Annotated in this window: 22 protein-coding genes; 14 read left to right on the top strand and 8 right to left on the bottom strand. The window is 68.0% G+C overall.

Features of this window, described 5'->3' with window-relative positions:
• Positions 1-65: 65 nt before the first annotated feature.
• Positions 66-1,820 (bottom strand): PHA/PHB synthase family protein, encoded by a 1,755-nt coding sequence (locus tag M9979_RS14485; RefSeq protein ID WP_254290080.1) that lies wholly within the window; start codon positions 1,818-1,820, stop codon positions 66-68.
• Positions 1,821-2,019: 199 nt separating this feature from the next.
• Here M9979_RS14485 and M9979_RS14480 point away from each other — a divergent pair, with 199 nt between their 5' ends.
• The 5 genes from M9979_RS14480 to M9979_RS14460 all read left to right on the top strand — a co-directional run bounded on the left by M9979_RS14480 (position 2,020) and on the right by M9979_RS14460 (position 6,364).
• A complete protein-coding gene (locus tag M9979_RS14480; protein ID WP_254290066.1) occupies positions 2,020-3,282 on the top strand; it encodes a cyclic di-GMP phosphodiesterase in 1,263 nt (420 codons plus the stop codon).
• Positions 3,283-3,384: 102 nt separating this feature from the next.
• Positions 3,385-4,428, top strand: coding sequence for a GGDEF domain-containing protein (locus M9979_RS14475; protein ID WP_254290065.1), 1,044 nt, complete (start codon positions 3,385-3,387; stop codon positions 4,426-4,428).
• Between the two features lie 48 nt (positions 4,429-4,476).
• Positions 4,477-5,685, top strand: coding sequence for an LL-diaminopimelate aminotransferase (locus M9979_RS14470; protein ID WP_254290064.1), 1,209 nt, complete (start codon positions 4,477-4,479; stop codon positions 5,683-5,685).
• A complete protein-coding gene (locus tag M9979_RS14465; RefSeq protein WP_254290063.1) occupies positions 5,685-5,951 on the top strand; it encodes a DUF2061 domain-containing protein in 267 nt (88 codons plus the stop codon). Before M9979_RS14470 ends, M9979_RS14465 begins: the two co-directional genes overlap by 1 nt.
• Complete coding sequence (locus M9979_RS14460) at positions 5,948-6,364, top strand: acyl-CoA thioesterase (RefSeq protein WP_254290062.1); 417 nt, start codon at positions 5,948-5,950, stop codon at positions 6,362-6,364. The genes M9979_RS14465 and M9979_RS14460 overlap by 4 nt, the downstream gene beginning before the upstream one ends.
• Here the strand turns inward: M9979_RS14460 and M9979_RS14455 are convergent.
• Positions 6,361-6,843 carry a winged helix-turn-helix transcriptional regulator gene (locus M9979_RS14455; RefSeq protein ID WP_254290061.1) on the bottom strand — a complete coding sequence of 161 codons (483 nt, stop codon included), beginning with the start codon at positions 6,841-6,843 and terminating at the stop codon, positions 6,361-6,363. The genes M9979_RS14460 and M9979_RS14455 overlap by 4 nt on opposite strands.
• Positions 6,844-6,982: 139 nt before the next feature.
• Between M9979_RS14455 and M9979_RS14450 the strand changes: the two genes are divergently transcribed.
• The gene (locus tag M9979_RS14450) at positions 6,983-7,291 is read left to right on the top strand and encodes a CC_3452 family protein (protein WP_254290060.1); all 309 of its coding nucleotides are present in this window, start codon (positions 6,983-6,985) and stop codon (positions 7,289-7,291) included.
• 42 nt (positions 7,292-7,333) lie between these two features.
• Here the strand turns inward: M9979_RS14450 and M9979_RS14445 are convergent, their stop codons facing one another.
• Entirely contained in the window at positions 7,334-7,813 is a 480-nt protein-coding gene (locus M9979_RS14445; protein WP_254290059.1) for a hypothetical protein, read from the bottom strand.
• Positions 7,814-8,061: 248 nt separating this feature from the next.
• On the opposite strand from M9979_RS14445, the gene M9979_RS14440 reads away from it, so the two are divergent.
• Positions 8,062-10,164 (top strand): RelA/SpoT family protein, encoded by a 2,103-nt coding sequence (locus tag M9979_RS14440; protein WP_254290079.1) that lies wholly within the window; start codon positions 8,062-8,064, stop codon positions 10,162-10,164.
• A gap of 402 nt (positions 10,165-10,566) precedes the next feature.
• Here M9979_RS14440 and M9979_RS14435 read toward each other — a convergent pair whose 3' ends face one another.
• A complete protein-coding gene (locus tag M9979_RS14435; protein ID WP_254290058.1) occupies positions 10,567-11,211 on the bottom strand; it encodes an HAD family hydrolase in 645 nt (214 codons plus the stop codon).
• A gap of 5 nt (positions 11,212-11,216) precedes the next feature.
• Positions 11,217-11,342 (bottom strand): type B 50S ribosomal protein L36, encoded by a 126-nt coding sequence (ykgO, locus tag M9979_RS14430; protein WP_003046794.1) that lies wholly within the window; start codon positions 11,340-11,342, stop codon positions 11,217-11,219.
• A gap of 139 nt (positions 11,343-11,481) precedes the next feature.
• Here ykgO and M9979_RS14425 point away from each other — a divergent pair, with 139 nt between their 5' ends.
• The 6 genes from M9979_RS14425 to M9979_RS14400 all read left to right on the top strand — a co-directional run bounded on the left by M9979_RS14425 (position 11,482) and on the right by M9979_RS14400 (position 16,394).
• Positions 11,482-12,093 (top strand): DUF4136 domain-containing protein, encoded by a 612-nt coding sequence (locus tag M9979_RS14425; protein WP_254290057.1) that lies wholly within the window; start codon positions 11,482-11,484, stop codon positions 12,091-12,093.
• A gap of 163 nt (positions 12,094-12,256) precedes the next feature.
• Positions 12,257-13,366, top strand: coding sequence for a M14 family metallopeptidase (locus M9979_RS14420; RefSeq protein WP_254290056.1), 1,110 nt, complete (start codon positions 12,257-12,259; stop codon positions 13,364-13,366).
• Positions 13,367-13,603: 237 nt separating this feature from the next.
• Positions 13,604-14,290, top strand: a complete 687-nt coding sequence (gpmA, locus tag M9979_RS14415; RefSeq protein WP_254290055.1) for a 2,3-diphosphoglycerate-dependent phosphoglycerate mutase — start codon at positions 13,604-13,606, stop codon at positions 14,288-14,290.
• A gap of 206 nt (positions 14,291-14,496) precedes the next feature.
• On the top strand, positions 14,497-14,973 hold the full coding sequence (gene purE / locus M9979_RS14410) for a 5-(carboxyamino)imidazole ribonucleotide mutase (protein WP_254290054.1): 477 nt from the start codon (positions 14,497-14,499) through the stop codon (positions 14,971-14,973).
• The gene (locus M9979_RS14405; protein WP_254290053.1) at positions 14,973-16,028 is read left to right on the top strand and encodes a 5-(carboxyamino)imidazole ribonucleotide synthase; all 1,056 of its coding nucleotides are present in this window, start codon (positions 14,973-14,975) and stop codon (positions 16,026-16,028) included. Before purE ends, M9979_RS14405 begins: the two co-directional genes overlap by 1 nt.
• A 6-nt stretch (positions 16,029-16,034) precedes the next feature.
• A complete protein-coding gene (locus M9979_RS14400) occupies positions 16,035-16,394 on the top strand; it encodes a hypothetical protein (protein ID WP_254290052.1) in 360 nt (119 codons plus the stop codon).
• 7 nt (positions 16,395-16,401) lie between these two features.
• Here M9979_RS14400 and M9979_RS14395 read toward each other — a convergent pair whose 3' ends face one another.
• The 3 genes from M9979_RS14395 to M9979_RS14385 form a co-directional block, all read right to left on the bottom strand.
• Positions 16,402-16,782, bottom strand: coding sequence for a glyoxalase superfamily protein (locus M9979_RS14395; RefSeq protein WP_254290051.1), 381 nt, complete (start codon positions 16,780-16,782; stop codon positions 16,402-16,404).
• 210 nt (positions 16,783-16,992) lie between these two features.
• Positions 16,993-17,289, bottom strand: coding sequence for a DUF3833 domain-containing protein (locus M9979_RS14390; RefSeq protein ID WP_254290050.1), 297 nt, complete (start codon positions 17,287-17,289; stop codon positions 16,993-16,995).
• An 11-nt stretch (positions 17,290-17,300) separates the two neighbouring features.
• Positions 17,301-20,147, bottom strand: a complete 2,847-nt coding sequence (locus tag M9979_RS14385) for a M16 family metallopeptidase (protein WP_254290049.1) — start codon at positions 20,145-20,147, stop codon at positions 17,301-17,303.
• Between the two features lie 179 nt (positions 20,148-20,326).
• Between M9979_RS14385 and clpB the strand changes: the two genes are divergently transcribed.
• Entirely contained in the window at positions 20,327-22,906 is a 2,580-nt protein-coding gene (gene clpB, locus M9979_RS14380; protein WP_254290048.1) for an ATP-dependent chaperone ClpB, read from the top strand.
• The last annotated feature ends 50 nt before the right edge of the window (positions 22,907-22,956 follow it).

Raw genomic sequence — 22,956 nt, 5'->3', positions numbered from 1 at the left:
CGATGCACAATAGTGGCATTTGACGCTACGTTCAAGCGGTTTTTGTGCGCTGCACCATAGAATTGTCAGCGGGCGCGGACGTACTCGCCGGGCGCTTCCCCCAGCGCGGGCAACGCGCCCTCGCCCGGCAGGCGCGCGCCTTCCGCGACGACATCCTCGGCGGACACGCCACGCAGCCAGCCCAGCCAGTCGGGCCACCAGCTGCCCTTGGTCTCGGTCGCGCCGGCGACGAAGTCGGCGAGCGTCGTCGCCCCCGATTCGTTGGTCCAGTACTGGTATTTGCCCGCCGCCGGCGGATTGACCACGCCGGCGATGTGCCCCGACCCCGCCAGCACGAAGCGCAGCGGTCCCTGGAACAGGTGCGTGATCTTCCACACGCTTTCCGCCGGCGCGATATGATCCTCGCGCCCCGCCTGGACATAGGCGGGCGTCGTCACCCGGGTAAGGTCGAGCGCCTCGCCCGCCACCGACATCGCGCCGGGCTGGACGAGCAGATTGTCGCGATACAGATCGGTCAGGTACGACAGATGCCATTTGGCGGGCAGGTTGGTGGTGTCGCCGTTCCAGTGCAGCAGGTCGAACGGTGCATAGTCCGACCCCAGCAGATAGTTGTTCGTCACGTAGTTCCAGATGAGGTCGCGCCCGCGCAGCAGGTTGAAGGTCAGCGCCATGTAGCGCCCGTCGAGGAACCCCTGCGGCGACAGCGTGCCGATCAGCGCCAGCTGGTCGTCGGTGACGAAATGCTGCAGCTCGCCGGCCTGCGCGAAATCGACCTGTGCGGTGAAGAAGGTCGCGCTGGCGACCCTGGAGGCCTCGCCTCGTGCAGCGAGCAGCGCCAGCGTCGCGGCGAGCGTCGTGCCCGCGACGCAATAGCCCACGGTGTGTACCGCGGGCACGTCGAGCACGCCGCGCACCGTATCGATCGCATCGACCTGCGCGGCGATGTAATCGTCCCACACCACGTCCTTCAGCGACGCGTCCGCCGATTTCCACGACACCATGAACACGGTGATGCCCTGCTCCACCGCCCAGCGGATGAAGCTCTTCTCCGGCGTCAGATCGAGGATGTAGAAGCGGTTGATCCACGGCGGAAAGATCACCAGCGGGATCGTGCCCACGCGTTCGGTGGTCGGGGTGTACTGGATCAGCTCGTACAGCGGCGTCCGCTTGACCACCTTGCCCGGCGTCGTGGCGAGGTTGCGGCCGACCTCGAACGCGCCCTCCGCGGTATGGGTCAGCTGCCCCTTGCCGATGTCGGCGAGCATGTGCTTGAGGCCGTCGAGCAGGTTCTGCCCCCTGGTCTCGATCGTCTTTTCGACCACCTCGGGATTGGTCATCGCGAAGTTCGACGGGCTCATCGCATCGACCAGCCCGCGCGCGGCGAAGCGCAGCTGTTCCTTCTGCTTCTCGGGCACGCCGTCGAGCGCGTCGACGCCGCGCAGCATGTGATCGGCGATCAGATTGTAGCTGCGGCGAATCCAGTCGAACCACGGGTCCTCGCGCCACGCCGCCGCCTTGAACCGGCGATCGCGCGCATCGCCCTCCGATTGCGGCGGCGGTGGCACCGCAGCGGCGGGATCGACCAGGCGCTGCCACAACGCGATATTCTCCTGCCAGAAATCCTGCGCCTGGCGGACCAGCGCCGGATTGGCGAAGGGCGTCGCGGCGGCACCGGGCGCAGCCTTGCTCGCCTCGATCAGGCCCAGCCCCTGTTCCATCATCATCTGCTGCGCGCGCCCCATCACCCACGTCCAGTGCTGGAGATCGGCAAGGTCGGGCGTGGCCCCGGGACGGGTCGGATCGTCGTGCTGGTCGGCCATGGCATCCTCTTCCTGCCCGCCATGGTAGCGGGCGCGGACGGGGGTGGGAACCGCCATCGGCGCGCGGCCCCCGAAAAGCCGCGCCGGCCGGGCAAACTACTCGAAATGGCAGGTATTCCCCGCCAGAATGGGTAGCAATAAATCCATCATAAACCGATATGGACCTATCAGGCTGCTCAATGACTATCGAGAGCATGCCATGATAATCCGTATCGCGGTGGGCGAAGCCAGGGTCGGGATGTACATCGACTCGATGGAATGCGCCTGGATCGACAATCCGTTCTGGCGCCGCAGCTTCGCGATCAAGACCGATGCGGAACTCGCCAAGCTCGTCGCCTCGCCGATCGCGCACGTATCGATCGACACCACCAAGGGCCGCGGCGTCACCGTCATCCCGACCGCCGAACGCCGCCGCGCGATCGACGATTCCGGATCGTCGGGCGCCGCCGACGCGCCCCGCGCCGTCGAGCGCCGCCGCCGGCGCAGCGGCCCGCAGGCCGGCGACCTGACCCGCGCGCTCGACCGTTCGAAAGAGCATGTCATGGCACTGTTCCGCGAGGCGCGCCTCGGCAAGGCGATCGAACTGGGCGCGGTCACGCCGGTGGTCGACGACATTTCGGTGGCGCTGCAACGCGATCCCGCCGCGTTCATCAAGGTGACGCGGCTGAAGCTCAACAACGAATATACCTATCTCCATTCGATCGCGGTCTGCGCGCTGATGGTCAATCTGGCGATGCATCTGGGCCTGCCCGAGGACGAAGTGCGCGAAATCGGCGCCGCCGGGCTGCTGCACGACATCGGCAAGGTCGCGACCCCGCTCGACATCCTCGACAAGGCCGGCACGCTCGGCGACGAGGAATGGCTGGTCATGCGCCGTCATCCCCGCGACGGCCATGCGATGCTGCGCGAACATGCCGACACCTCGCAGATCGCGCTCGACGTCTGCCTGCACCATCACGAGCGACTCGACGGCAGCGGCTATCCGGAAGGCCTCAAGGGCGATGCGATCAGCCTGCATGCGCGGATCGCCGCGATCTGCGACGTCTACGACGCGGTGACCTCGATCCGGCCCTACAAGCGGCCATGGTCGCCGCACGAGGCGCTGGCGCGGATGCTGGAGTGGGAGGGGCATTTCGATCCCGTGCTGCTCGACGCGTTCATCGCCAACCTCGGCATCCAGCCGCTGGGCGCGCTGGTGCGGCTGAACTCGAACCGGCTCGGCATCGTGCTCGACGGCGGCGAGGATCCGGCGTTTCCGCTGGTGCGCACCTTCTTCGACGTTCCCGACGCGTCGCTGCGGCCGATCGAGGACGTCGATACCAGCCGCGATCCGATCCTGCGCAGCGAACGCGGCGATTACTGGTTCCCCGATCGCTGGCCGGACATCCTGGCCAGCGTGCAGGCGGGCGAGACGCCGATGCCGCTCGATCCCGTGCCGATCGCCGCGGCGGGGGGACGATAGGTGCCCGCGCCCGATCGCGCCGCCACGCGTCTGCCGCGGCTCGCCGCTTGGTGGAAGGGCCCCGAGGGAGCGCCAGCGCCCGCGCCTGCGCCCACACCCGCGATGCCGGCGCCCGACACCGGTCTCGCCGCGATGCGCCGCGCCGGCGACCGCGCGCTGATGCAGCGGATCACCGCCTTCCTCGAGGCGCACGACCTGCCGCCGACCGCGGACTATCTGCTGATCGCGCGCGCCTATGCGGCGGGCGAGGATCGCGCATTGAGCGAGGCGATCGACGCGCGGCTGCGCGAGCGGCGACCGATCTCGCCCGCGTTTCTCGACACGCTGCCGACGTCGGCGCATGCCGAGCGGCTGGGCGCGGCGACGCTGGCCGAACTCGCCGATACGCTCGGCGCGACGCTCGCCGAAAGCAGCCGGACGATCGACCGGTCGTGCGATTCGGCGCGCGCCTATGAAGCCGCGCTCGACGGGGAGGTGCGCGATATGGCGGCCGATCCGCGCGGCTCGCTCGACCGGCTGGTGGCGCTGACCACCGCGGCGATCGAGCGTTCGCAACTGCTGGCCGGCGAGCTCGAGTCGATGGCGCGCGAATCTGACCGGCTGCGCAGCCGGCTGACCGCCGCGCGCCGCGCCGCCGAGCAGGATCATCTGACCAAATTGCCCAACCGCCGCAGCTTCGACGCGCGCATGGCACGCAGCGGCGTCGAACAGCCGCGCTGCGTCGCCCTGTGCGACATCGACGATTTCAAGCGCGTCAACGACCGCCACGGTCACGACGCCGGCGACCGGGTGTTGAAGGTCGTGGCGCGCCACCTGAAGACCGCGCTGGGGGGCCGGGTCATGGTGGCGCGCCACGGCGGCGAGGAATTCGCCTGCCTGTTCGAAGGAACGACGCTGCACGCCGCACGCCTCGCGCTGGACGATGCGTGCGAGCGGCTGGCGGAGCGCAGCTTCGTCAACCAGGTCGACGGCGTCGCGATCGGGCGGGTGACGCTGTCGATCGGGGTGGCGGCGCTGCGCGACGACCCGAGCGGCGCGATGCGCGCCGCCGACGCGGCGCTCTATGCCGCCAAGCGTGCCGGCAAGAACCGCGTCGTCGTCGCGGCGGGCGAGACGGACACCGGCGAACCGCAATTGGGTGGTTAAACCGCGCCGCGGCGGTTAGGGTCGCCCGCGTCCACTATCAGGTGACCCATGTCCGACGAATTCTACCGCATCAAGCGCCTGCCGCCCTATGTCATCGCCGAAGTCAACGGCATGCGGGCCGCGGCGCGCGCGGGCGGCGAGGACATCATCGATCTCGGCATGGGCAATCCCGACCTGCCGCCGCCCGAGCACGTCCTCGAAAAACTGATCGAGGTGACGCGCAAGCCCGACGCGCACGGCTATTCGCAGTCGAAGGGCATTCCCGGCCTGCGCCGCGCGCAGGCCAATTATTACGGCCGCCGCTTCGGCGTCGACCTCGATCCCGAGACCGAGGTCGTGGTGACGATGGGATCGAAGGAAGGGCTGGCCAGCCTTGCGACGGCAATCACCGCGCCGGGCGACGTCGTGCTGGCGCCCAACCCGTCCTATCCGATCCACACCTTCGGCTTCATCATCGCTGGCGCGACGATCCGGGCGGTGCCGACGACGCCCGACGAGGCCTATTTCGAAAGCCTCGAGCGCGCGATGGCGTTCACCGTGCCGCGCCCGTCGGTGCTGGTGGTCAATTATCCGTCCAACCCGACCGCGGAGGCGGTCGACCTCGCCTTCTACGAACGGCTGGTGGCGTGGGCGAAGGAAAACCAGGTCTGGGTCATCTCCGACCTCGCCTATTCCGAGCTGTATTACGACGGCAATCCGACGCCCTCGATCCTGCAGGTGAAGGGCGCCAAGGACATCGCGGTCGAGTTCACCTCGCTCAGCAAGACCTACAGCATGGCGGGCTGGCGGATCGGTTTCGCGGTCGGCAACGCGAAGCTGATCGCGGCGATGACGCGGGTGAAGTCCTACCTCGATTACGGCGCGTTCACGCCGATCCAGGCGGCGGCGTGCGCGGCGCTCAACGGCCCGCAGGACATCGTCGAGAAGAACCGCCAGCTCTACCACAAGCGCCGCGACGTGCTGGTCGAAAGCTTCGGCCGCGCGGGCTGGGAGATCCCCGCGCCGCGCGCGTCGATGTTCGCCTGGGCGCCGCTGCCGCCAGCGGTCGCGCACCTCGGCAGCCTCGAATTCAGCAAGCAATTGCTCACCCACGCGCAGGTCGCGGTCGCGCCCGGCGTCGGCTATGGCGAGAACGGCGAGGGCTTCGTCCGCATCGCGCTGGTCGAGAACGAGCAACGGCTGCGCCAGGCGGCGCGCAACGTGAAGCGCTACCTCCAGTCGATGGGCGTCAACACCCCGGGCCGAAAGGCAGGCTGATGTTCGTGTTCCGCGGGCTGGAAAGCCATCCGCGTTCGTTCCTGAAGGCGGTGTCGTGGCGCACCGTCGGATCGATCGACACGTTCGTGCTCGGCATGCTGTTCACCAGCGGCAACGCCAGGATCGCCGGGTCGATCGCAGGGACCGAGGTCGTCACCAAGATCCTGCTATTCTATTTCCACGAGCGCGCCTGGTCGCTCGTGCGCTGGGGCCACCGCCCCGCGGCCGAGCCCGACCAGTCGGGCGAAGGCCCGGTGGCGGCGTGAGGGCGGGCTTCGCCTTCTCCACGCGGTTCCGGGTGCGCTACGCCGAGATCGACGGGCAGAAGGTCGTCTTCAATTCGCGCTACCTCGAATATGCCGACGTCGCCGCGACCGAATTCTGGGAATGGACGGGGATCGCCGAAGCGCTCGGCGACGTCTGGCGCCACACCGAATTCCACGTCCGCAAGGCCGAGGTCGACTATCTCAAGCCCTTCGTCTGGGGCGATACGATCGAGGCGCACGTCCGGATCGACCGCGTCGGCGCGACCAGCCTGACGTTGGCGATGGATCTGGCGCACGGCGACACCGGCGCGCTGCACGCGATGATCCTGCTGGTGATGGTCAACGTCCACCTGCCGACCGGACGCCCGCTCGCGATCGGCGACGCGGTGCGCGCGTTCCTCGAGCGGCTCTAGGCGGTCTCGCCCCCCGAGACCTCTTCGGGCAGCGCCCAGATCAGGTCGCCCTTCTCGAGCACGCGGCCATCGTGCGCATGGACGGCAACGGCCGCGATCGGCCGCCGGTCGCGCGTGTCGACCAGGATCGGGAAGGCCGGCGCGCACAATTCCCAGCGCTCGCCCCATTGTCTCAGCGCAATCATCGTCGGCAGCAGCGCATGCCCCTTTTCGGTCAGCGTGTAGCGGATCTTGCGGCGGTCGCCGGGCAGCGGCTCGCGTTGCAGGATGCCGTGATCGACCAGCCGCGCCAGCCGGTTGGCGAGGATGTTGCGCGCGATGCCGAGCTCGCCCTGGAATTCCTCGAAATGATGCAGCCCGTTGAACGCCGCGCGCAGGATCAGGAACGCCCAGCGTTCGCCCATCGCTTCCAGCGCGGCGGGCAGGCTGCATTCGCGAAGCGTCTCGCGCAATCGGGGCCCATCGGCCGGTGTCGTCATCTCGATCCTTTGCGACCGCGAACCTAGCGGAAAAGCACAGCCGCGTAAGACCTTTATACGTTTTCAGTTGCAACCTGCAACCTATAACATTAGGCGACGGCATCGCTGTCGTTCAGACCGTCCGGAAAAGGATTCTCCCATGAAATCGTTCGCCCTGCTCGCGCTCGCGGTCGCCACACTGTCCGGCACCGCCGCCGTCGCCGCGCCGGCCGATCAATATGTCGCCGTCCCCGCTGCGGCATCGGCGAAGACCAGCTTCATCACGCGCTCGACCGTGTGGCGCTCGCAGAACGGTGGATTCGTCGCCGGGTCGGCGCCCGAGCGCCCCGCGGTGCTGTGCGAGCTGGTGGTGCGACAGGTGGGGGCGCTGACCAGCTTCGCGGTCGCCGGCCGGGCCTATGACGCCGACCAGCTCGCCAAATGCAATGCCAAGGCGAAGAAGGGCTGATCCGACGCGACCGGCCCGCGGGGGCCGGTCGCGCGCGTCTGCTCAGGCCGGGCCGATGAGGTGCACGATGTTCGCATTCGCATCGGTGGTCGCATTGATACCGGTGACGTTCGCCAGCAGCTGCGGCGCGGCGTTGCGGCGGATGGTGACCGCGATGCAGATCGGGTCGCCGCTGAAATCGATGACGCGCGACCGGTTGGGACCCGACAATTGCCCGCCGTGGCTCAGCGTCGCGAGCTGCGCGCTGGTCAGGTAGAAGATCGTGCTGGCGCTGGTCTGGTACAGCTGCGTCCAGCGCGCCTGCGCGACCTGATCGGCGGCGGTGACGAACTGCGCCTGCTGCGTCCCCGGATTGAGTCCCGCGGTGGTCGTCCAGGCGTGCTTCAGCGCGGTGACCTCCTGCACCGACATGCCGAGCACGGTGCGCAGATAGGTTTCGAAACCCCGGTCGAAGATCGTGGCGACGGCCTGCACGTCGAGCGGGCGGACGTGCTTGATCAGAAAATCGGCGGTGATACCCATGATGCCCTCCGGACGACGGATCGGTGCTGATCCGGCTGCAAGGTGTATCGTCGGAGCGGCGCGGCGCCCCACCGCCGATTGATCCGTTCTCGTCGTTCCGGCCGGGTCGATCCGTGTGCAGGGCCACCCGAATAATCCGCGGCGGATACTGTTGCGCACGCCGCCGGCGATACCCGCCCGGCGAAACCGGCCCGAAAAAACGCAACAATATGTTGCAAAGCGGCATCGCCCTCCCCCATGTGGTCGTCGTGCTACGGCAATACGAACTGGTCGACCGCGTGCTCGACTACGACCCGGACGCCGACGAGGCGCTGCTCAATCGCGCCTATGTCTTTTCGATGCAGGCGCACGGCTCGCAGAAGCGCGCCAGCGGCGACCCCTATTTCAGCCATCCGATCGAAGTCGCCGGCATCCTCACCGATCTGAGGCTCGACGACGAGACGATCGCCACCGCGATCCTGCACGACACGGTCGAGGACACGGTCGCGACGTCGGAGGAGATCGAGCGCGTCTTCGGCAGCAACGTCGCGCGGCTGGTCGACGGCGTCACCAAGCTCAGCAAGATCGAGGCGCAGACCGAGAACGAACGCGCCGCCGAGAACCTGCGCAAGTTCCTGCTCGCCATGTCGGACGACATCCGCGTGCTGCTGGTCAAGCTCGCCGACCGCCTGCACAACATGCGCACGCTCCATCACATTCCGAAGCCCGAGAAGCGGCGGCGGATCGCGAAGGAGACGATGGACATCTACGCCCCGCTCGCCGAGCGGATCGGCATGTACGAGTTCATGAAGGAGATGCAGACGCTCGCCTTCGCGCAGCTCGAACCCGAGGCGTACGAGTCGATCGCCCGGCGGCTGGAGCAATTGAAGACCGGCGGCGGCGACCGGATCGCGCGGATCGCCTCCGGCCTCAAGCTGCTGCTCGGGCGCGCCGGGGTCGAGGCCGAGGTGACCGGGCGCGAGAAGCATCCCTATTCGATCTGGCGCAAGATGAGCGAGCGTCACATCAGCTTCGAACAGCTGTCCGACATCATGGCGTTCCGCGCGATCGTGCCGACGGTCGAGGATTGCTACAAGGTGCTGGGCGTCATCCACCGCCGCTGGCCGATGGTGCCGGGGCGGTTCAAGGACTACATCTCGACCCCCAAGCGCAACGGCTATCGCTCGCTGCACACGAGCGTGATCCACGCCGACAATGCGCGCATCGAGATCCAGATCAGGACCGCGGAGATGCATGCCGAGGCGGAATTCGGCCTCGCCGCGCATTGGGCGTACAAGGAAAAGAAGGTCCGCGCGGACAGCCAGCACAGCTGGATCGCCGACCTCGTCGAGATTCTCGAGACCGCCGGCAGCCCCGAAGAGCTGCTCGAACACACGCGCATGGCGATGTACCAGGATCGCATCTTCGCCTTCACTCCGAAGGGCGAGCTGATCCAGCTGCCCAAGGGCGCGACGCCGATCGATTTCGCCTATGCGGTCCATACCGACCTCGGCGACCAGGCGGTCGGCGCCAAGATCAACGGCCGCGTCGTGCCACTGTCGACGGTGATCGAGAACGGCGACCAGGTGCAGGTGCTGCGCTCGAAGGGGCAGGTGCCGCAGCCCGGCTGGCTTAACTTCGCGATCACGGGGAAGGCGCTGGCCGGCATCCGCCGCCACCTGCGCCATCGCGAGCGCGACGAGCTCATCTCGCTGGGCCGCAAATTGTACGACGACATCGTCCGCCGCCTGCCCGCGCAGCTCGGCAACGATGCGCTGCCGCATGCGCTGTCGCGGTTGAAGCTCGCCGACGAGGCGGCGCTGATGACCGCGATCGCGCGGCGGACGCTGTCCGATGCCGCGGTGATGGAGGCGTTGATGCCGGGATCGGCGGGCGCCGACGCCGGGCTGCTCGCGCCGCAATCGACCGCGATCTCGATCAAGGGGCTGACCCCCGGCGTCGCCTTCGACCTCGCCGAATGCTGCCACCCGGTGCCGGGCGACCGCATCGTCGGGCTGCGCCGCCCGGATGCGGGGATCGAGGTGCATGCGATCGACTGCCGCGTGCTCGCCGAACTGGCCGAGCGTGGCGCCGACGAGACCGACTGGGTCGACGTCGACTGGGGCGACCAGGGCGAGGGCGCGGTGGCGCGGATCGCGGTGCAGGTGAAGAACGAACCCGGCGCGCTCGGCATCGTCTCGACGATCATCGGCGCGCACCGCGCGAACATCATCGCGCTGCGCCTCGATACGCGCGACTCGATCTTCCACACCAACGTCATCGACGTCGAGGTCCACGACATCCACCAGCTGATGCGCCTGATCGCGGCGTTGCGGGCCGCGGATGCGGTGAACGCGGTGGAGCGGGTCTGACCTGACCTACCCCTCGTCATTCCCGCGAAGGCGGGAATCCATAATCACGCCGGTCGGGGCAGGAAGCGCCGGCGTCAGCCAGTATGGATCCCCGCCTTCGCGGGGATGACGAAGGTGGGTTTCACGCGAAGACGCGAAGCCGCGAAGAAGAAGAGGATGTTCGCGCGGAGGCGCGGAGAACGCAGAGGGGTTGCGCTTGCGATGAGTGTCGTACGCTCCCCCCAACCGTCATCCCGGCGAACGCCGGGACCAATGGAGGCGGGACGAGCGTAAGGATGCGAATCGGTCGTTGCGGAGTCCATGGGTCCCGGCGTTCGCCGGGATGACGGATGGAGGTGGGGAGGCGTCACGTTCCCCCACATACGCTCTGCGTCCTCCGCGCCTCCGCGCGAACAAAAAAAGCTAACCCAGCAGCCCCAACGCCTGCAATTCCCCCCGCAACGTCGGCTCGTCCACGAAATGCAGCGCGATCAGCCCGACGCTCCGCGCGCCCGCGACGTTCGCCGCATTGTCGTCGATGAACACCGTGCGTTCCGCCGCCACCCCGAACCGGTCGAGCGCGAGGCGGTAGATCGCGGGGTCCGGCTTCACCAGCTTCTCGACCCCCGACACGACGACGTCGCGGAAGCGATCGAACATCGCCGCCTCGCGCGCGCGGAACGGCGGCCAGAATTCGTGGCTGAAATTGGTGATCGCGTAGAGCGGTACGTCCGCCGCCGCCAGTTCATCGACCAGCGCGGCCATCCCCGCGATCGGCGCGCCGATGCTGTCAAGGAAGCGCGGCCCCCAGGCGGCGATCAGCTCGGCATGCTGCGGGTACAGCGCGGCGAGCTCCGCCGAGGTGTCGGCGAAGTCGCGTCCGGCGTCATGCTGGAAATGCCATTCGTGCGTGACGACGTCGCGCAGGAACGCATCGAGCGCCCGATCGTCGTCGATCAGGCGCCGGTAGAGGATCCGCGGATCCCAGTCGTACAGGACCCGGCCGACGTCGAAGATGACGGCCGTGGGAACGGCCGCGGTGTCGACGACGGCCGTGGGCGTCCCCAAAGGGTTCAGCCCTGGCGCGCCTTGAAGCGGCGGTTGGTCTTGTTGATGACGTAGGTGCGGCCGCGGCGGCGGATCACGCGGTTGTCGCGATGGCGGTCCTTGAGCGATTTCAGGCTGTTGCGGATCTTCATGATCGATTCGCTTCTTTTCGTGTTGGCTGGGTGTCGATGAAAGCGCGAGCGCCTAGAGAGCACGGGCCCGATAGTCAAGCAACGGCACGCGCGTTAGAGCGTTCCCCACGTACACCATATCGCAAAAGGGTAGCCCGTCATGACCATCCGTCCGCTTCTGGTTCTCGGGCTGGGCGCCGCCGCACTCGCCGGCTGCACCACCACCGCGCCGCTGCCGCCGACCGAGGTGATCCGCTATCACCTGGGCGAACCGATCGCGCGAGGCACGATCGCGGTCGAGCCTCTGTCCGGCGGTGCGCCCGCCAGCCTGGAGTTCAAGACCTATGCCGCCGCGGTGCAGACCGAGCTGCTCAAGGTCGGCTATACCGTGCCCGCGCAAAGCGCGCGGCCCGATTTCGTCGCGACCGTCGGCTTCACCCGCACCAGCCGGCAGGGCCCGCCGCGCCAGTCGCCGATCAGCATCGGCATCGGTGGCGGCGGCTTCACCGGCGGTGGCGGACGTCGCGGCGGCGGCGGGGTGGGCCTGGGCGGCGGCGTCGGATTCCCGATCGGCAAGAGCCGCCCGACCGAAGTGCTGGTCGCCGAACTCGCGGTGACGATCAAGCGCCGTGCCGACCAGTCGCCGGTCTGGGAAGGCAAGGCGCAGGGCGTCAGCGACATCAAGGGCGCCGACGAACAGGCGGGCAAGCTCGCTCGCGCGATGTTTACCGGCTTCCCCGGGCAATCGGGGCGGACGATCACCGTCAGGTAACGAAGGTCACCCTCACCCTGCGCCGCCTGACGGCGTCTTTCCCTCTCCCGATGGGAGAGGGAGGGAGCGGCAAAGGGATCCCATGAAAGTATTACTTTCATGGGGCCCGAAGCCGCGGAAGGGTGAGGACGAAGTCACACCACCAACGCATCAGGCAGTCCCCATGACCCTTCACATCAACGCCGCCTTCGACGGCGGCAACATCCGCGTCGTCGCGATCGACGGCGACCGCGTCGACCTCGAGATCGTTCAGGATCACGCGTCGGACTTCTTCCAGTGGTTCTATTTCCGCGTCGCCGGCGCGCGCGGGCGGCGGCTGACCTTCCGCATCGTCAACGCCGGCCAGTCCGCCTATCCGTTCGGCTGGCCCGGCTACAAGACGCGCGCCAGCAGCGATCGACAAGCGTGGCGGATGATCGACACGACCTACACCGACGGCGTGCTGGCGTTCGATTATACGGTCGAGAGCGAACTCGCCTGGTTCGCCTATTTCGCGCCCTATACGATGGAGATGCACGACGATCTGGTCGCGCGCATCGCGCTGCGCCCGGGGGTGACTCATCGCCAGCTCGGCACCTCGCTCGGCGGGCAGGCGATCGATTATTTCCGGGTCGGCTCGGGCGAGAAACCCGTATGGCTCTACGCGCGCCAACATCCCGGCGAATCGATGGCCGAATGGTGGATGGAGGGCGCGCTCGACTGGCTGACCAGCGACGCCGCCGCGCCGCTGCTGGCCAAGGCGACCGTCCACGTCGTCCCCAACATGAACCCCGACGGCACCCGCCGCGGCCACCTGCGCACCAATGCCGCGGGCGTGAACCTCAACCGCGAATGGCATGCGCCCTCGGCGGAGCGCAGCCCGGAAGTGCTGTGCGTGCGCAACGCGATGGACGAGACCGGCGTCGCCTTCGCGATCGACGTCCATGGCGACGAGGCGATCCCGGCGAACTTCATCGCCGGCTACGAAGGCATTCCCAACTGGACCGAAGACCACGGCGCCAAATTCTACGCTTTCGGCCGCCGCCTCGCCGAACACACACCCGATTTCCAGGTCGAGAAGGGTTACGAGAAGGCGAGTGCGGGCAATGCCAATCTGTCGATGTCGACCAACCAGCTCGCGCAGCGCTTCGGCGCGGTGTCGGTGACGCTGGAGATGCCGTTCAAGGACCACGATCCCAACCCGGATGCCGCATACGGCTGGTCGCCGGAGCGGTCGAAGGCGCTGGGCGTGTCATGCCTGGAGGTGCTGACCGGGATGATCGACGAGATCTGATCGTCCGCCCGAGCATCCCCCTCCCAACCGTTCGCCCTGGTGAACAGGTCGTCGAGGCCCCCGGCCTCGACTGAAACGTCCGGGGGACGTTTCATCTGCTCACTGTCGAAGGGCAGGTGAGACACACCGCACTTCGACAAGCTCAGTGCGAACGGTGGGGGCCGGCGGCCGCCACCATTCGACACGCGCGCATTCGGGGATTAACGGACGCGCTCCATATCCTTCCGGGAGCCTTCGATGCCGCGCCTCGTCCTGATCCGCCACGGCCAGTCCAGCTGGAACCTCGAGAACCGCTTCACCGGCTGGTGGGACGTCGACGTCACCGAAAAGGGCGCCGCCGAGGCGCGCGCGGCGGGCGAATTGATGGCCGCCAGGGGCCTCGATTTCGACATGACCTTCACCTCGCTGCAGACGCGGGCGATCAAGACATTGAACCTCGCGCTGGAGGCGATGGGCCGGCTGTGGCTGCCGACGGAGAAGGACTGGCGTTTGAACGAGCGCCACTACGGCGGCCTCACCGGGCTCGACAAGGCGGAGACCGCAGCGAAGCACGGCGACGCGCAGGTGCACATCTGGCGCCGCAGCTTCGACGTGCCGCCGCCGGTGCTCGAGGCGGGCAGCCCCTACGACCTGTCGCAGGACCGCCGCTATGCCGGCATCGCGATTCCGGCGACCGAGAGCCTGAAGGACACGATCGATCGCGTGCTGCCCTATTGGGAAGAGCGGATCGCACCGGTGCTCAAGGCGGGCCAGCGCGTGCTGATCTCGGCGCACGGCAATTCGCTGCGCGCGCTGGTCAAGCATCTGTCGAACATCCCGGACGACGAGATCACCGGGCTGGAGATTCCGACCGGCCAGCCGATCGTCTACGAACTGGACGACGCGCTGAACGCGACGGATCGATACTATCTGAACGAGCGGTAGGTCGTTCCACCACATACCCCCCTTGTCACCCCGGACTTGTTCCGGGGTCCACCCATCCGCCAGCGTCGGACAAGAGGCGTGAAACGCTGCGTTTGCGGCGCAGTGGACCCCGGAACCAGTCCGGGGTGACGAAGGATTAGCATCACAGGCACTCGCACCCACGCGCGCCCGTTGCCCTCCCCTGCCTCTCCCGCTAACCGCGTCCCATGACATTGGTCGGCATCATCATGGGGTCCGTGTCCGATTGGGACACGATGCGCGGCGCGGCGGACGTGCTCGCCGAGCTGGGCGTGGCGCATGAGATCAAGGTCGTCTCCGCGCACCGCACCCCCGACCGGCTCTACGATTATGCCAAGACCGCGGCGAACCGCGGCCTCAAGGTGGTGATCGCCGGCGCGGGCGGCGCGGCGCACCTGCCCGGCATGGCGGCGGCGATGACGCATCTGCCGGTGCTCGGCGTGCCGGTGCAGAGCAAGGCGCTGTCGGGGCAGGACAGCCTGCTCTCGATCGTCCAGATGCCCGCCGGCATCCCGGTCGGGTGCCTCGCGATCGGCAAGGCGGGTGCGATCAACGCCGGGCTGCTCGCCGCCGCGATCCTCGCCACCAGCGACCCTGCGCTGTCGCAGCGGTTGCAGGCGTGGCGGCAGCGGCAGACCGACGCGGTCGCCGACGAGCCCGCCTGATGCTGCTCCCAGGCGCGACGATCGGCATCCTCGGCGGCGGGCAGCTCGGGCGCATGCTCGGCGTCGCCGCGGCGCAGCTGGGCTATCGCACCCACGTCCTCGCCCCCGATCGCGAGAGCGTCGCCGCGCAGACCGCGTCCAGCCTGACCCGCGCCGATTACCACAACCGCATCGTCCTCGCCGATTTCGCCGCGGCGTGCGACGTCGTCACCTACGAGTTCGAGAATATCGCGCTCGCCCCCGTCGAATGGCTCGCCGAGCGCGTCCCCGTCCACCCGCACCCGCGTGCGCTGGCCGTGGCACAGGAGCGAATCGCGGAGAAGCGCTTCGTCGAGCGCGTCGGCGGCCGCCCGGCACGCTGGGCGGCGGTCGACAGCCGCGAGAGCCTGGAGGCGGCGCTGGCGCATGTCGGCACCCCCGCGGTGCTCAAGACCGCGCGCTTCGGCTATGACGGCAAAGGGCAGGTGCGGCTCCACTCGCCCGCCGATGCCGATGCGGCGTGGGAGGCGATCGGCGGCCCCGCGGTGCTCGAGGCGTTCGTCGATTTCGCCTACGAATTCTCGATCCTGATCGCGCGCGGGCAGGACGGCGCCACCGTCCGCTACGATCCGCCGCACAACGTCCACCGCGATGCGATCCTGCACAGTTCGACCGTCCCGGCGCCGGCGGACATCCTGGCGCAGGCGGAGGAGGCGACCGCGCTCGCCGGCCGGATCGCGGAAAGCCTCGATTACGTCGGCGTGCTGGCGTGCGAGTTCTTTGCGACGGCGGACGGCCCGGTGTTCAACGAAATGGCGCCGCGCGTCCACAATTCGGGGCATTGGACGATCGAGGGCGCCGAAACCTCGCAGTTCGAAAACCACATCCGCGCGATCTGCGGCCTGCCGCTCGGCTCGACCGCGCTGACCGGGCGCAGCGTGGCGCTGGAGAATCTGATCGGCGACGATCCCTGGCAGCCGGTGCTGTCGGAAGCCGGCGCGCACCTCCACCTCTACGGCAAGGGCACCGCCCGCCCGGGGCGCAAGATGGGCCACATCACCCGCGTCGTGCGCTGAGCGACGATGACCGCGACGGCGAAACCATGGGACGAAGAGCAGGTCCGCCACTGGCTGGCCCGCCGACTTCAGGCCGCGCGGCTGGATCAGGCCGCCGCGGATCGCCGTGGCTACGAAGCGCAGGACGATTACGACAAGGCCGCCGCCGAGGAATGGCTGTGCCACGCGCTCCAGCCCGCCGCCTTCACGCAGACGCAGGCGAGCTTCGCCGCGCGGCTCAAGGACCTGATCGCGCAGGACGACTATCCGGCGACGGGTATCAACGACGACGTGCGGTTCACACGCCATGTCCGCAGCCATGCGCGGCGGCTGGCCAAGATGACCAAGGCGAACGAAGGCTTCGAGAACACGCTACGTTGGCAATGACCGCTGGTCAGGGAAGACGTTCGCCGATATCGATCCGGTTGCCATCGGGGTCCGCGAATACGAACGCCCGTTGTCCGTAATCCTTTTCCGTCAGTCCTTTGATGATCCGGACGCCTTCGGCTTCGCAGATCGCGTACAGCATCGAAGCATCGCTCACGAACATGTGCATGACGTTGACGGTTGAGGCTTTGTGGTCCGGCTTTTGGCTGAGGTGTATTTCCGCCTGATCTTTTTTCAGCACCATGAAGCCGACCGGATCGCCGTTTTCGAACGCCTTCGTGAAGCCCAGCACCCGCACGTAGAAATCATGCGCAGCGTGAATATCGCGCACGCAGATGCCGGGAGCGGTTCGGCCGAACGTGACTGCGGCTATGGTGGACGACGCCATCTTCTCTTCCTCTTCGGGCAGGGGCGGCGGTGCGCATGCCGGGTCGGGAGCGGTGTCCGTTCCATCGTTCGTGCAGAACGCACGAGGGCTTGTCAACGGAGGCGGCGTTGCGGCGTTACGCCTTCCCGAACGCCGACGATCCGCTCCCGCCAAACGCAAACGGCCCGCCTCCATCGGAAGGCGGGCCGCCGGTACGCTAGGCTAAGCCGATCAGCTGCGCTTGCCCGACAGCGGGAAGCTGCCGAACGCGCCGGCGCCGACGGTGCCGGTCAGCGTCTCGCCCTCGGCGGTGGCTTCGCAGTCGAGCGTCATCGGCATCGGCACGGTCATCTGCTGCTTCCAGCGGATCGTGTTGCCGTCGACCTCGCCCGATACGTCGCTCGATCCCATCGCGCCCGACGCGGTGCCGGTGAAGCTCGACCCGTCGCTGTTGACGGTCAGCGTCAAATTCTGGTCGCCCAGCGGCGATTTCACGGTGCAGTCCCAGCTGCCGTCGACGTCTGCCATTGCCACTCTCCTTACTTGGTTGCGGTCACGGGGCCGGCGGGGGCGCCGGCGACCGCGCTTGCGGCCATGACCTCGACCGGCAGGCCGAGGCTGTCAAGCTGCGGCTTCACCTTGGCGGCATCGCCGACCACGACCCAGGTGATCCGCTTCGGGTCGAGCGCGCCCTGGATGGCCGTGTTGAGCTGCGGCAGCGTATAGCCGCGATAGCGCGCGGTCAGCGTCGTCTGGTAATCGTCGGGGCGCTTGTACAGGTCGTTGCTCTGCATCGCGCTGAGCACCGCGTCCGACGTTTCGTAGGTGCCGGGCAGCGCGTTGATCGCGCCGTTGATCGCGCGGCGGAACTCGACCTCGGTCATCGGCTCCTTGCCGAGGAAGGCGACGACGTCGTCGCGCGCCGAGGCAAGCGACGGGCCGGTCTTGTCCGCCTGCACCGGCGCCGACAGGATGAAGGGTGCGGCCTGTTCGGCGGTCTGGAAGCCGCCGCGCGCGCCGTACGACCAATGCCTGTTCTCGCGCAGGTCCATGTTGAGCCGGCCGAGGAAGCTGCCGCCGAGCGCGTCGTTGGCGGTGTTGAGCGGCAGCAGGTCCTGCGTCCCCTTCAGCGCGGTCGGCACGACGCCGACGATCACCGACTGCGGGCTGTCGGGACGATCGATCAGCAGGATGCCGGGCTTCGCCGGGGTCTGCGCCACCGCGAAGTTCTTGGCCCCGGCAGCACCCGTCGCGGTCCAGTCGCCCAGCGCCGCGTCGAGCGCCGCGGTCACCTCGGCGAGCGGCCGGTCGCTGGTGACGAAGATCTTCGCCTTGTCCGGACGCAGCCAGGCGTTGCGGAACGCGACGAGATCGGCGCGGGTCAGCCCGGCGACGGCGCGCGGATCGCCGCCCCCCTGCGCCTTGGCGTAAGGATAGTCGGGACCGTAGGTCACGCGCGGCACGACGCGACCGATCAGCCCCTGCGGATTGGTCAGCTCCTGCTGGATGCCGGCGATCGTCTGCGCCTTGACGCGCGCGAGCTCGGCCTCGTCGAACGCCGGGTTGCGCGCGACGTCGGCGAACAGCGCCAGCGCGGGCTTCAGGTTGGCGCTCGGCACCTGCAGCGACAGCGTCGTGCGATCGAGGCTGCCGCCGGTTCCGATCTGCGCGCCCAGCCGCTCCTTCGCCTCGGCGAACCGGATCGAATTGAGCGTGGTCGTGCCCTCGTCGATCATCGCCAGCGTCAGCCCCTGCGTGCCGAGCTTGCCCGGCACGTCGGCGGCGATGCCGGCGTCGAAGCTGAGCACCGCCTGCGTCACCGGCACCGCATTGCGCTGCGCATAGACCACCTCGATGCCGTTACGCAGCTTCGCGCGCTGCACGGTCGGGAAGGTGAGGCCGGTGAGCGCGCCGACCGGCGGCAGCGGCCCGCGCGTGCCCTTGACCGGCGTCTCGGGCGCCGCCTTCACCGCAACGGCGGGCGGCACCTGCGCCTCGGCATAGGCGTCGCGCGGGCCGGGCACGACAGTGAGCGCATAGGCCGGGCGGCCGAGCCATTTGTCGGCCGCCGCCTTGACGCTCGCCGGCGTCTGCGCGGCGAGACGGGCGAGGCGCACCTTGTAGAAGCCGGGATCGTCGTAGAACAACGCACCCTGCGCCAGCGCCACCGCCTTGCCGCCGAAGCCGCCGACCGATTCCAGCCCGCCGATCGTGCTCGCGACGCGGGTGGTCACCACGCGGTTGACCTCGTCCTGCGTCGGGCCGGTCTTCAGGAAATCGGCGAGGATCGCGTCGATCCGCTGCTCGACCAGCTTCGGGTCGACGCCCGGCTTCACGATTGCGCGGATGCCGAAATTGCTGACCTGCGCACCGCCGCCGGCATAGGCCGAGACGTTCACCGCCAATTTGTCCTGCTTGATGAGCACGTTGTCGAGCCGGCTCGACGCGAGCCCGCCGAGCACCGACGCCGCGACGTCGAGCGCCGCCGCATCGGGATCGTTGCCGCCCGGAATCGCCCAGTTGCGCGACACCATCACCGCGGCGACGCGATCCTTGATCGTCTCCGCCTTGGGCGCGGCCAGTGTCGGCACCGGCGCGGGGCGCTTGACGCTCTTCGGCCCGGCCTTGATGCTCCCGAAATACTTGGTGACCAGCGTCTTCGCGGTGGCGACGTCGACGTCGCCGGCGAGCACCAGCACCGCATTGTTCGGGCCGTAATGGCCGGTGAACCAGTCCTTGACCGTCTGCAGCGATGCCGCATCCAGATCGGCCATCGAACCGATCGTGTCATGGCCATAGGGGTGGTCGGCGGGGAACAGCCCTTCGGTGATCTTGTAGCGGGTCAGGCCATAGGGCTGGTTGTCGCCTTGGCGCTTCTCGTTCTGGACGACTCCGCGCTGCTCGTCGAGCTTGGCTTGCGTGATCGCGCCGAGCAGATAGCCCATGCGGTCGCTTTCCAGGAACAGCGCGCGTTCCAGCGCGCCGGTCGGCACCGTCTCGAAATAATTGGTGCGATCGAGGTTGGTGGTGCCGTTGAAGTCGGTGGCGCCGACCTGTTTCAGCGGTTCGAAGAAATCGTCGGGGGCGTTTTCCGATCCGTTGAACATCAGATGTTCGAACAGATGCGCGAAGCCGGTCGAACCCTTGGGCTCGTGCTTGGCGCCGACGTCGTACCAGACGCTCACCGCGACGACCGGCGCCTTGCGATCGGTGTGGACGATGACGCGCAGCCCGTTGGGCAGCGTGAACTGCTGATAGGGGATGTCGACCTGCTTGACGAGGCTGGCCACCGGCGCGGGCTTGGCCGCCTGCGGGGACGTCTGGGCGTGCAGCGGCGCGGCAAGCGCGATCGATGCCACGCCGGCGAGCGCGAAGAACTTGGTCATTGGGATCCCCGGTGCTGTCTTGAACGACTGTATCGCTGGAGCATAACGGTGGGGCGATCACTAGCAAGCGATTGCGTGCGGCTTTTTAACGCCGCACGACCGGACGCGGCGGGCCGACCGACACTCTTGTGTTGCACAATGGCAACACTACATCCGGTGCAAGACAGATAGGGGCGACCATGAACCTCGAAAAATTTACCGACCGCGCCAAGGGCTTCCTCCAATCGGCGCAGACCGTCGCGATCCGCATGAACCATCAGCGGATCGCACCCGAGCATATCCTGAAGGCCCTGCTCGAGGACGAGCAGGGCATGGCCGCCGGGCTGATCGCCGCGGCGGGCGGCGACGCGCGGCGTGCCGTGACCGAAACCGATACGGCGCTCGCCAAGCTGCCGGCGGTGTCCGGCTCGGGCGCACAACAGACGCCCGGCCTCGACAACGATACCGTCCGCGTCCTCGATTCCGCCGAACAGATCGCGCAGAAGGCCGGCGACAGCTACGTCACCGTCGAACGGTTGCTGGTCGCGCTGGCGCTGTCGCTCAATACCGCGGCGGGCAAGGCGCTGAAGGCCGCGGGTGCGACGCCCGAGGCGCTCAATACCGCGATCAACGACCTGCGTGGCGGCCGCACCGCCGACACCGCGTCGGCCGAGGATCGCTACGACGCGCTCAAGAAGTTCGCGCGCGACCTGACGCAGGCGGCGCGCGACGGCAAGCTCGACCCCGTGATCGGCCGCGACGAGGAGATCCGCCGCACCATCCAGATCCTCGCGCGCCGCACCAAGAACAACCCCGCGCTGATCGGCGAACCCGGCGTCGGCAAGACCGCGATCGCGGAAGGGCTCGCGCTGCGCATCGCCAACGGCGACGTCCCCGATACGCTGAAAGGCCGCACGCTCATGTCGCTCGACATGGGCGCGCTCATCGCCGGCGCGAAATACCGCGGCGAGTTCGAGGAGCGGCTGAAGGGCGTGCTCGACGAGGTGAAGGCCGACGAGGGCGACATCGTCCTGTTCATCGACGAGATGCACCAGCTGATCGGCGCCGGCAAATCCGAGGGCGCGATGGACGCGGGCAATCTGCTGAAACCCGCGCTCGCCCGCGGCGAGCTGCATTGCGTCGGCGCGACGACGCTCGACGAATATCGCAAATATGTCGAGAAGGACCCGGCGTTGCAGCGCCGCTTCCAGCCCGTCTTCGTCGGCGAACCGACGGTCGAGGATACGATCAGCATCCTGCGCGGGCTGAAGGACAAGTACGAGATGCACCATGGCGTGCGGATCACCGACGGCGCCTTGGTGTCGGCGGCGACCCTGTCCAACCGCTACATCACCGACCGCTTCCTGCCCGACAAGGCGATCGACCTGATGGACGAGGCGGCGAGCCGCATCCGCATGGAGGTGGAATCGAAGCCCGAGGAGATCGAGACGCTCGACCGCCGCATCCTGCGGTTGAAGATCGAGCGTGAGGGGCTGCGTCGCGAAACCGACGACGCCTCGCGCGATCGTTTCGCCAATCTGGAGGGTGAGCTCGCCAACCTCGAACAGCAATCGGCCGAGCTGACCACGCGCTGGCAGGCGGAAAAGGACAAGATCGCCGGCGAGGCGAAGCTGAAGGAACAGCTCGACGCCGCGCGGCTCGAGCTGGAGCAGGCGCAGCGCGCGGGCGACCTCGCCAAGGCGGGCGAACTCTCCTACGGGCGCATCCCCTCGCTCGAGAAGCAGCTTGCCGAGGCGCAAGGCGCGACGAAGGGCGCGATGCTGCGCGAGGAGGTCACCGCGGACGACATCGCCGGCGTCGTCAGCCGCTGGACCGGCGTGCCCGTCGAACGCATGCTGCAGGGCGAACGCGACAAATTGCTGCGCATGGAAGAGGTGATCGGCAAGCGCGTCATCGGTCAGGCCGATGCGGTACGCGCCGTCTCCACCGCCGTCCGCCGTGCGCGCGCCGGGCTGCAGGACCCGAACCGGCCGCTGGGCTCGTTCCTGTTCCTCGGGCCCACCGGCGTCGGCAAGACCGAGCTGACCAAGGCGCTCGCCGAATTCCTGTTTGACGACCCTTCTGCGATGGTCCGCATCGACATGAGCGAATTCATGGAGAAGCACGCCGTATCGCGGCTGATCGGCGCGCCTCCCGGCTATGTCGGCTATGAGGAAGGCGGCGTGCTGACCGAGGCGGTGCGGCGCCGGCCCTATCAGGTCGTGTTGTTCGACGAGGTCGAGAAGGCGCACGGCGACGTGTTCAACGTGCTGTTGCAGGTGCTCGACGACGGTCGCCTGACCGACGGCCAGGGCCGCACGGTCGATTTCAGCAACACGCTCATCATCCTGACCAGCAACCTCGGCAGCCAGTATCTGGCCAACCTGGAAGAGGGGCAGGACGTCGAGACCGTCGAGCCGCAGGTGATGGAAATCGTCCGCGCGCATTTCCGGCCCGAGTTCCTCAACCGGCTGGACGAGGTGATCCTGTTCCACCGCCTGGGCCAGAGCCACATGGCGCCGATCGTCGACATCCAGGTGGCGCGCGTCGGCAAGCTGCTGGCCGACCGCAAGGTGACGCTCGACCTGACCGATGCCGCGCGCGCGTGGCTCGGCCGGGTGGGCTACGACCCGGTCTATGGCGCACGACCGTTGAAGCGCGCAGTCCAACGCTACCTGCAGGACTCGCTCGCGGAAATGATCCTGCGCGGCGAGGTGAAGGACGGCGCGAGCGTACGCGTGGATGAGGGCGACGGGAAGCTGGCGTTGCGGGTCGAATAGACCCGTTCCGCCGGGAGCGTGATGACATCAGCGCGACCCGTTCGGGCTGA

Source organism: Sphingomonas liriopis (assembly GCF_024211255.1).
Classification (GTDB): domain Bacteria; phylum Pseudomonadota; class Alphaproteobacteria; order Sphingomonadales; family Sphingomonadaceae; genus Sphingomonas; species Sphingomonas liriopis.
The sequence above is the reverse complement of the archived record's forward strand: the minus strand, read 5'-3'. Positions and strand labels throughout refer to the sequence as shown.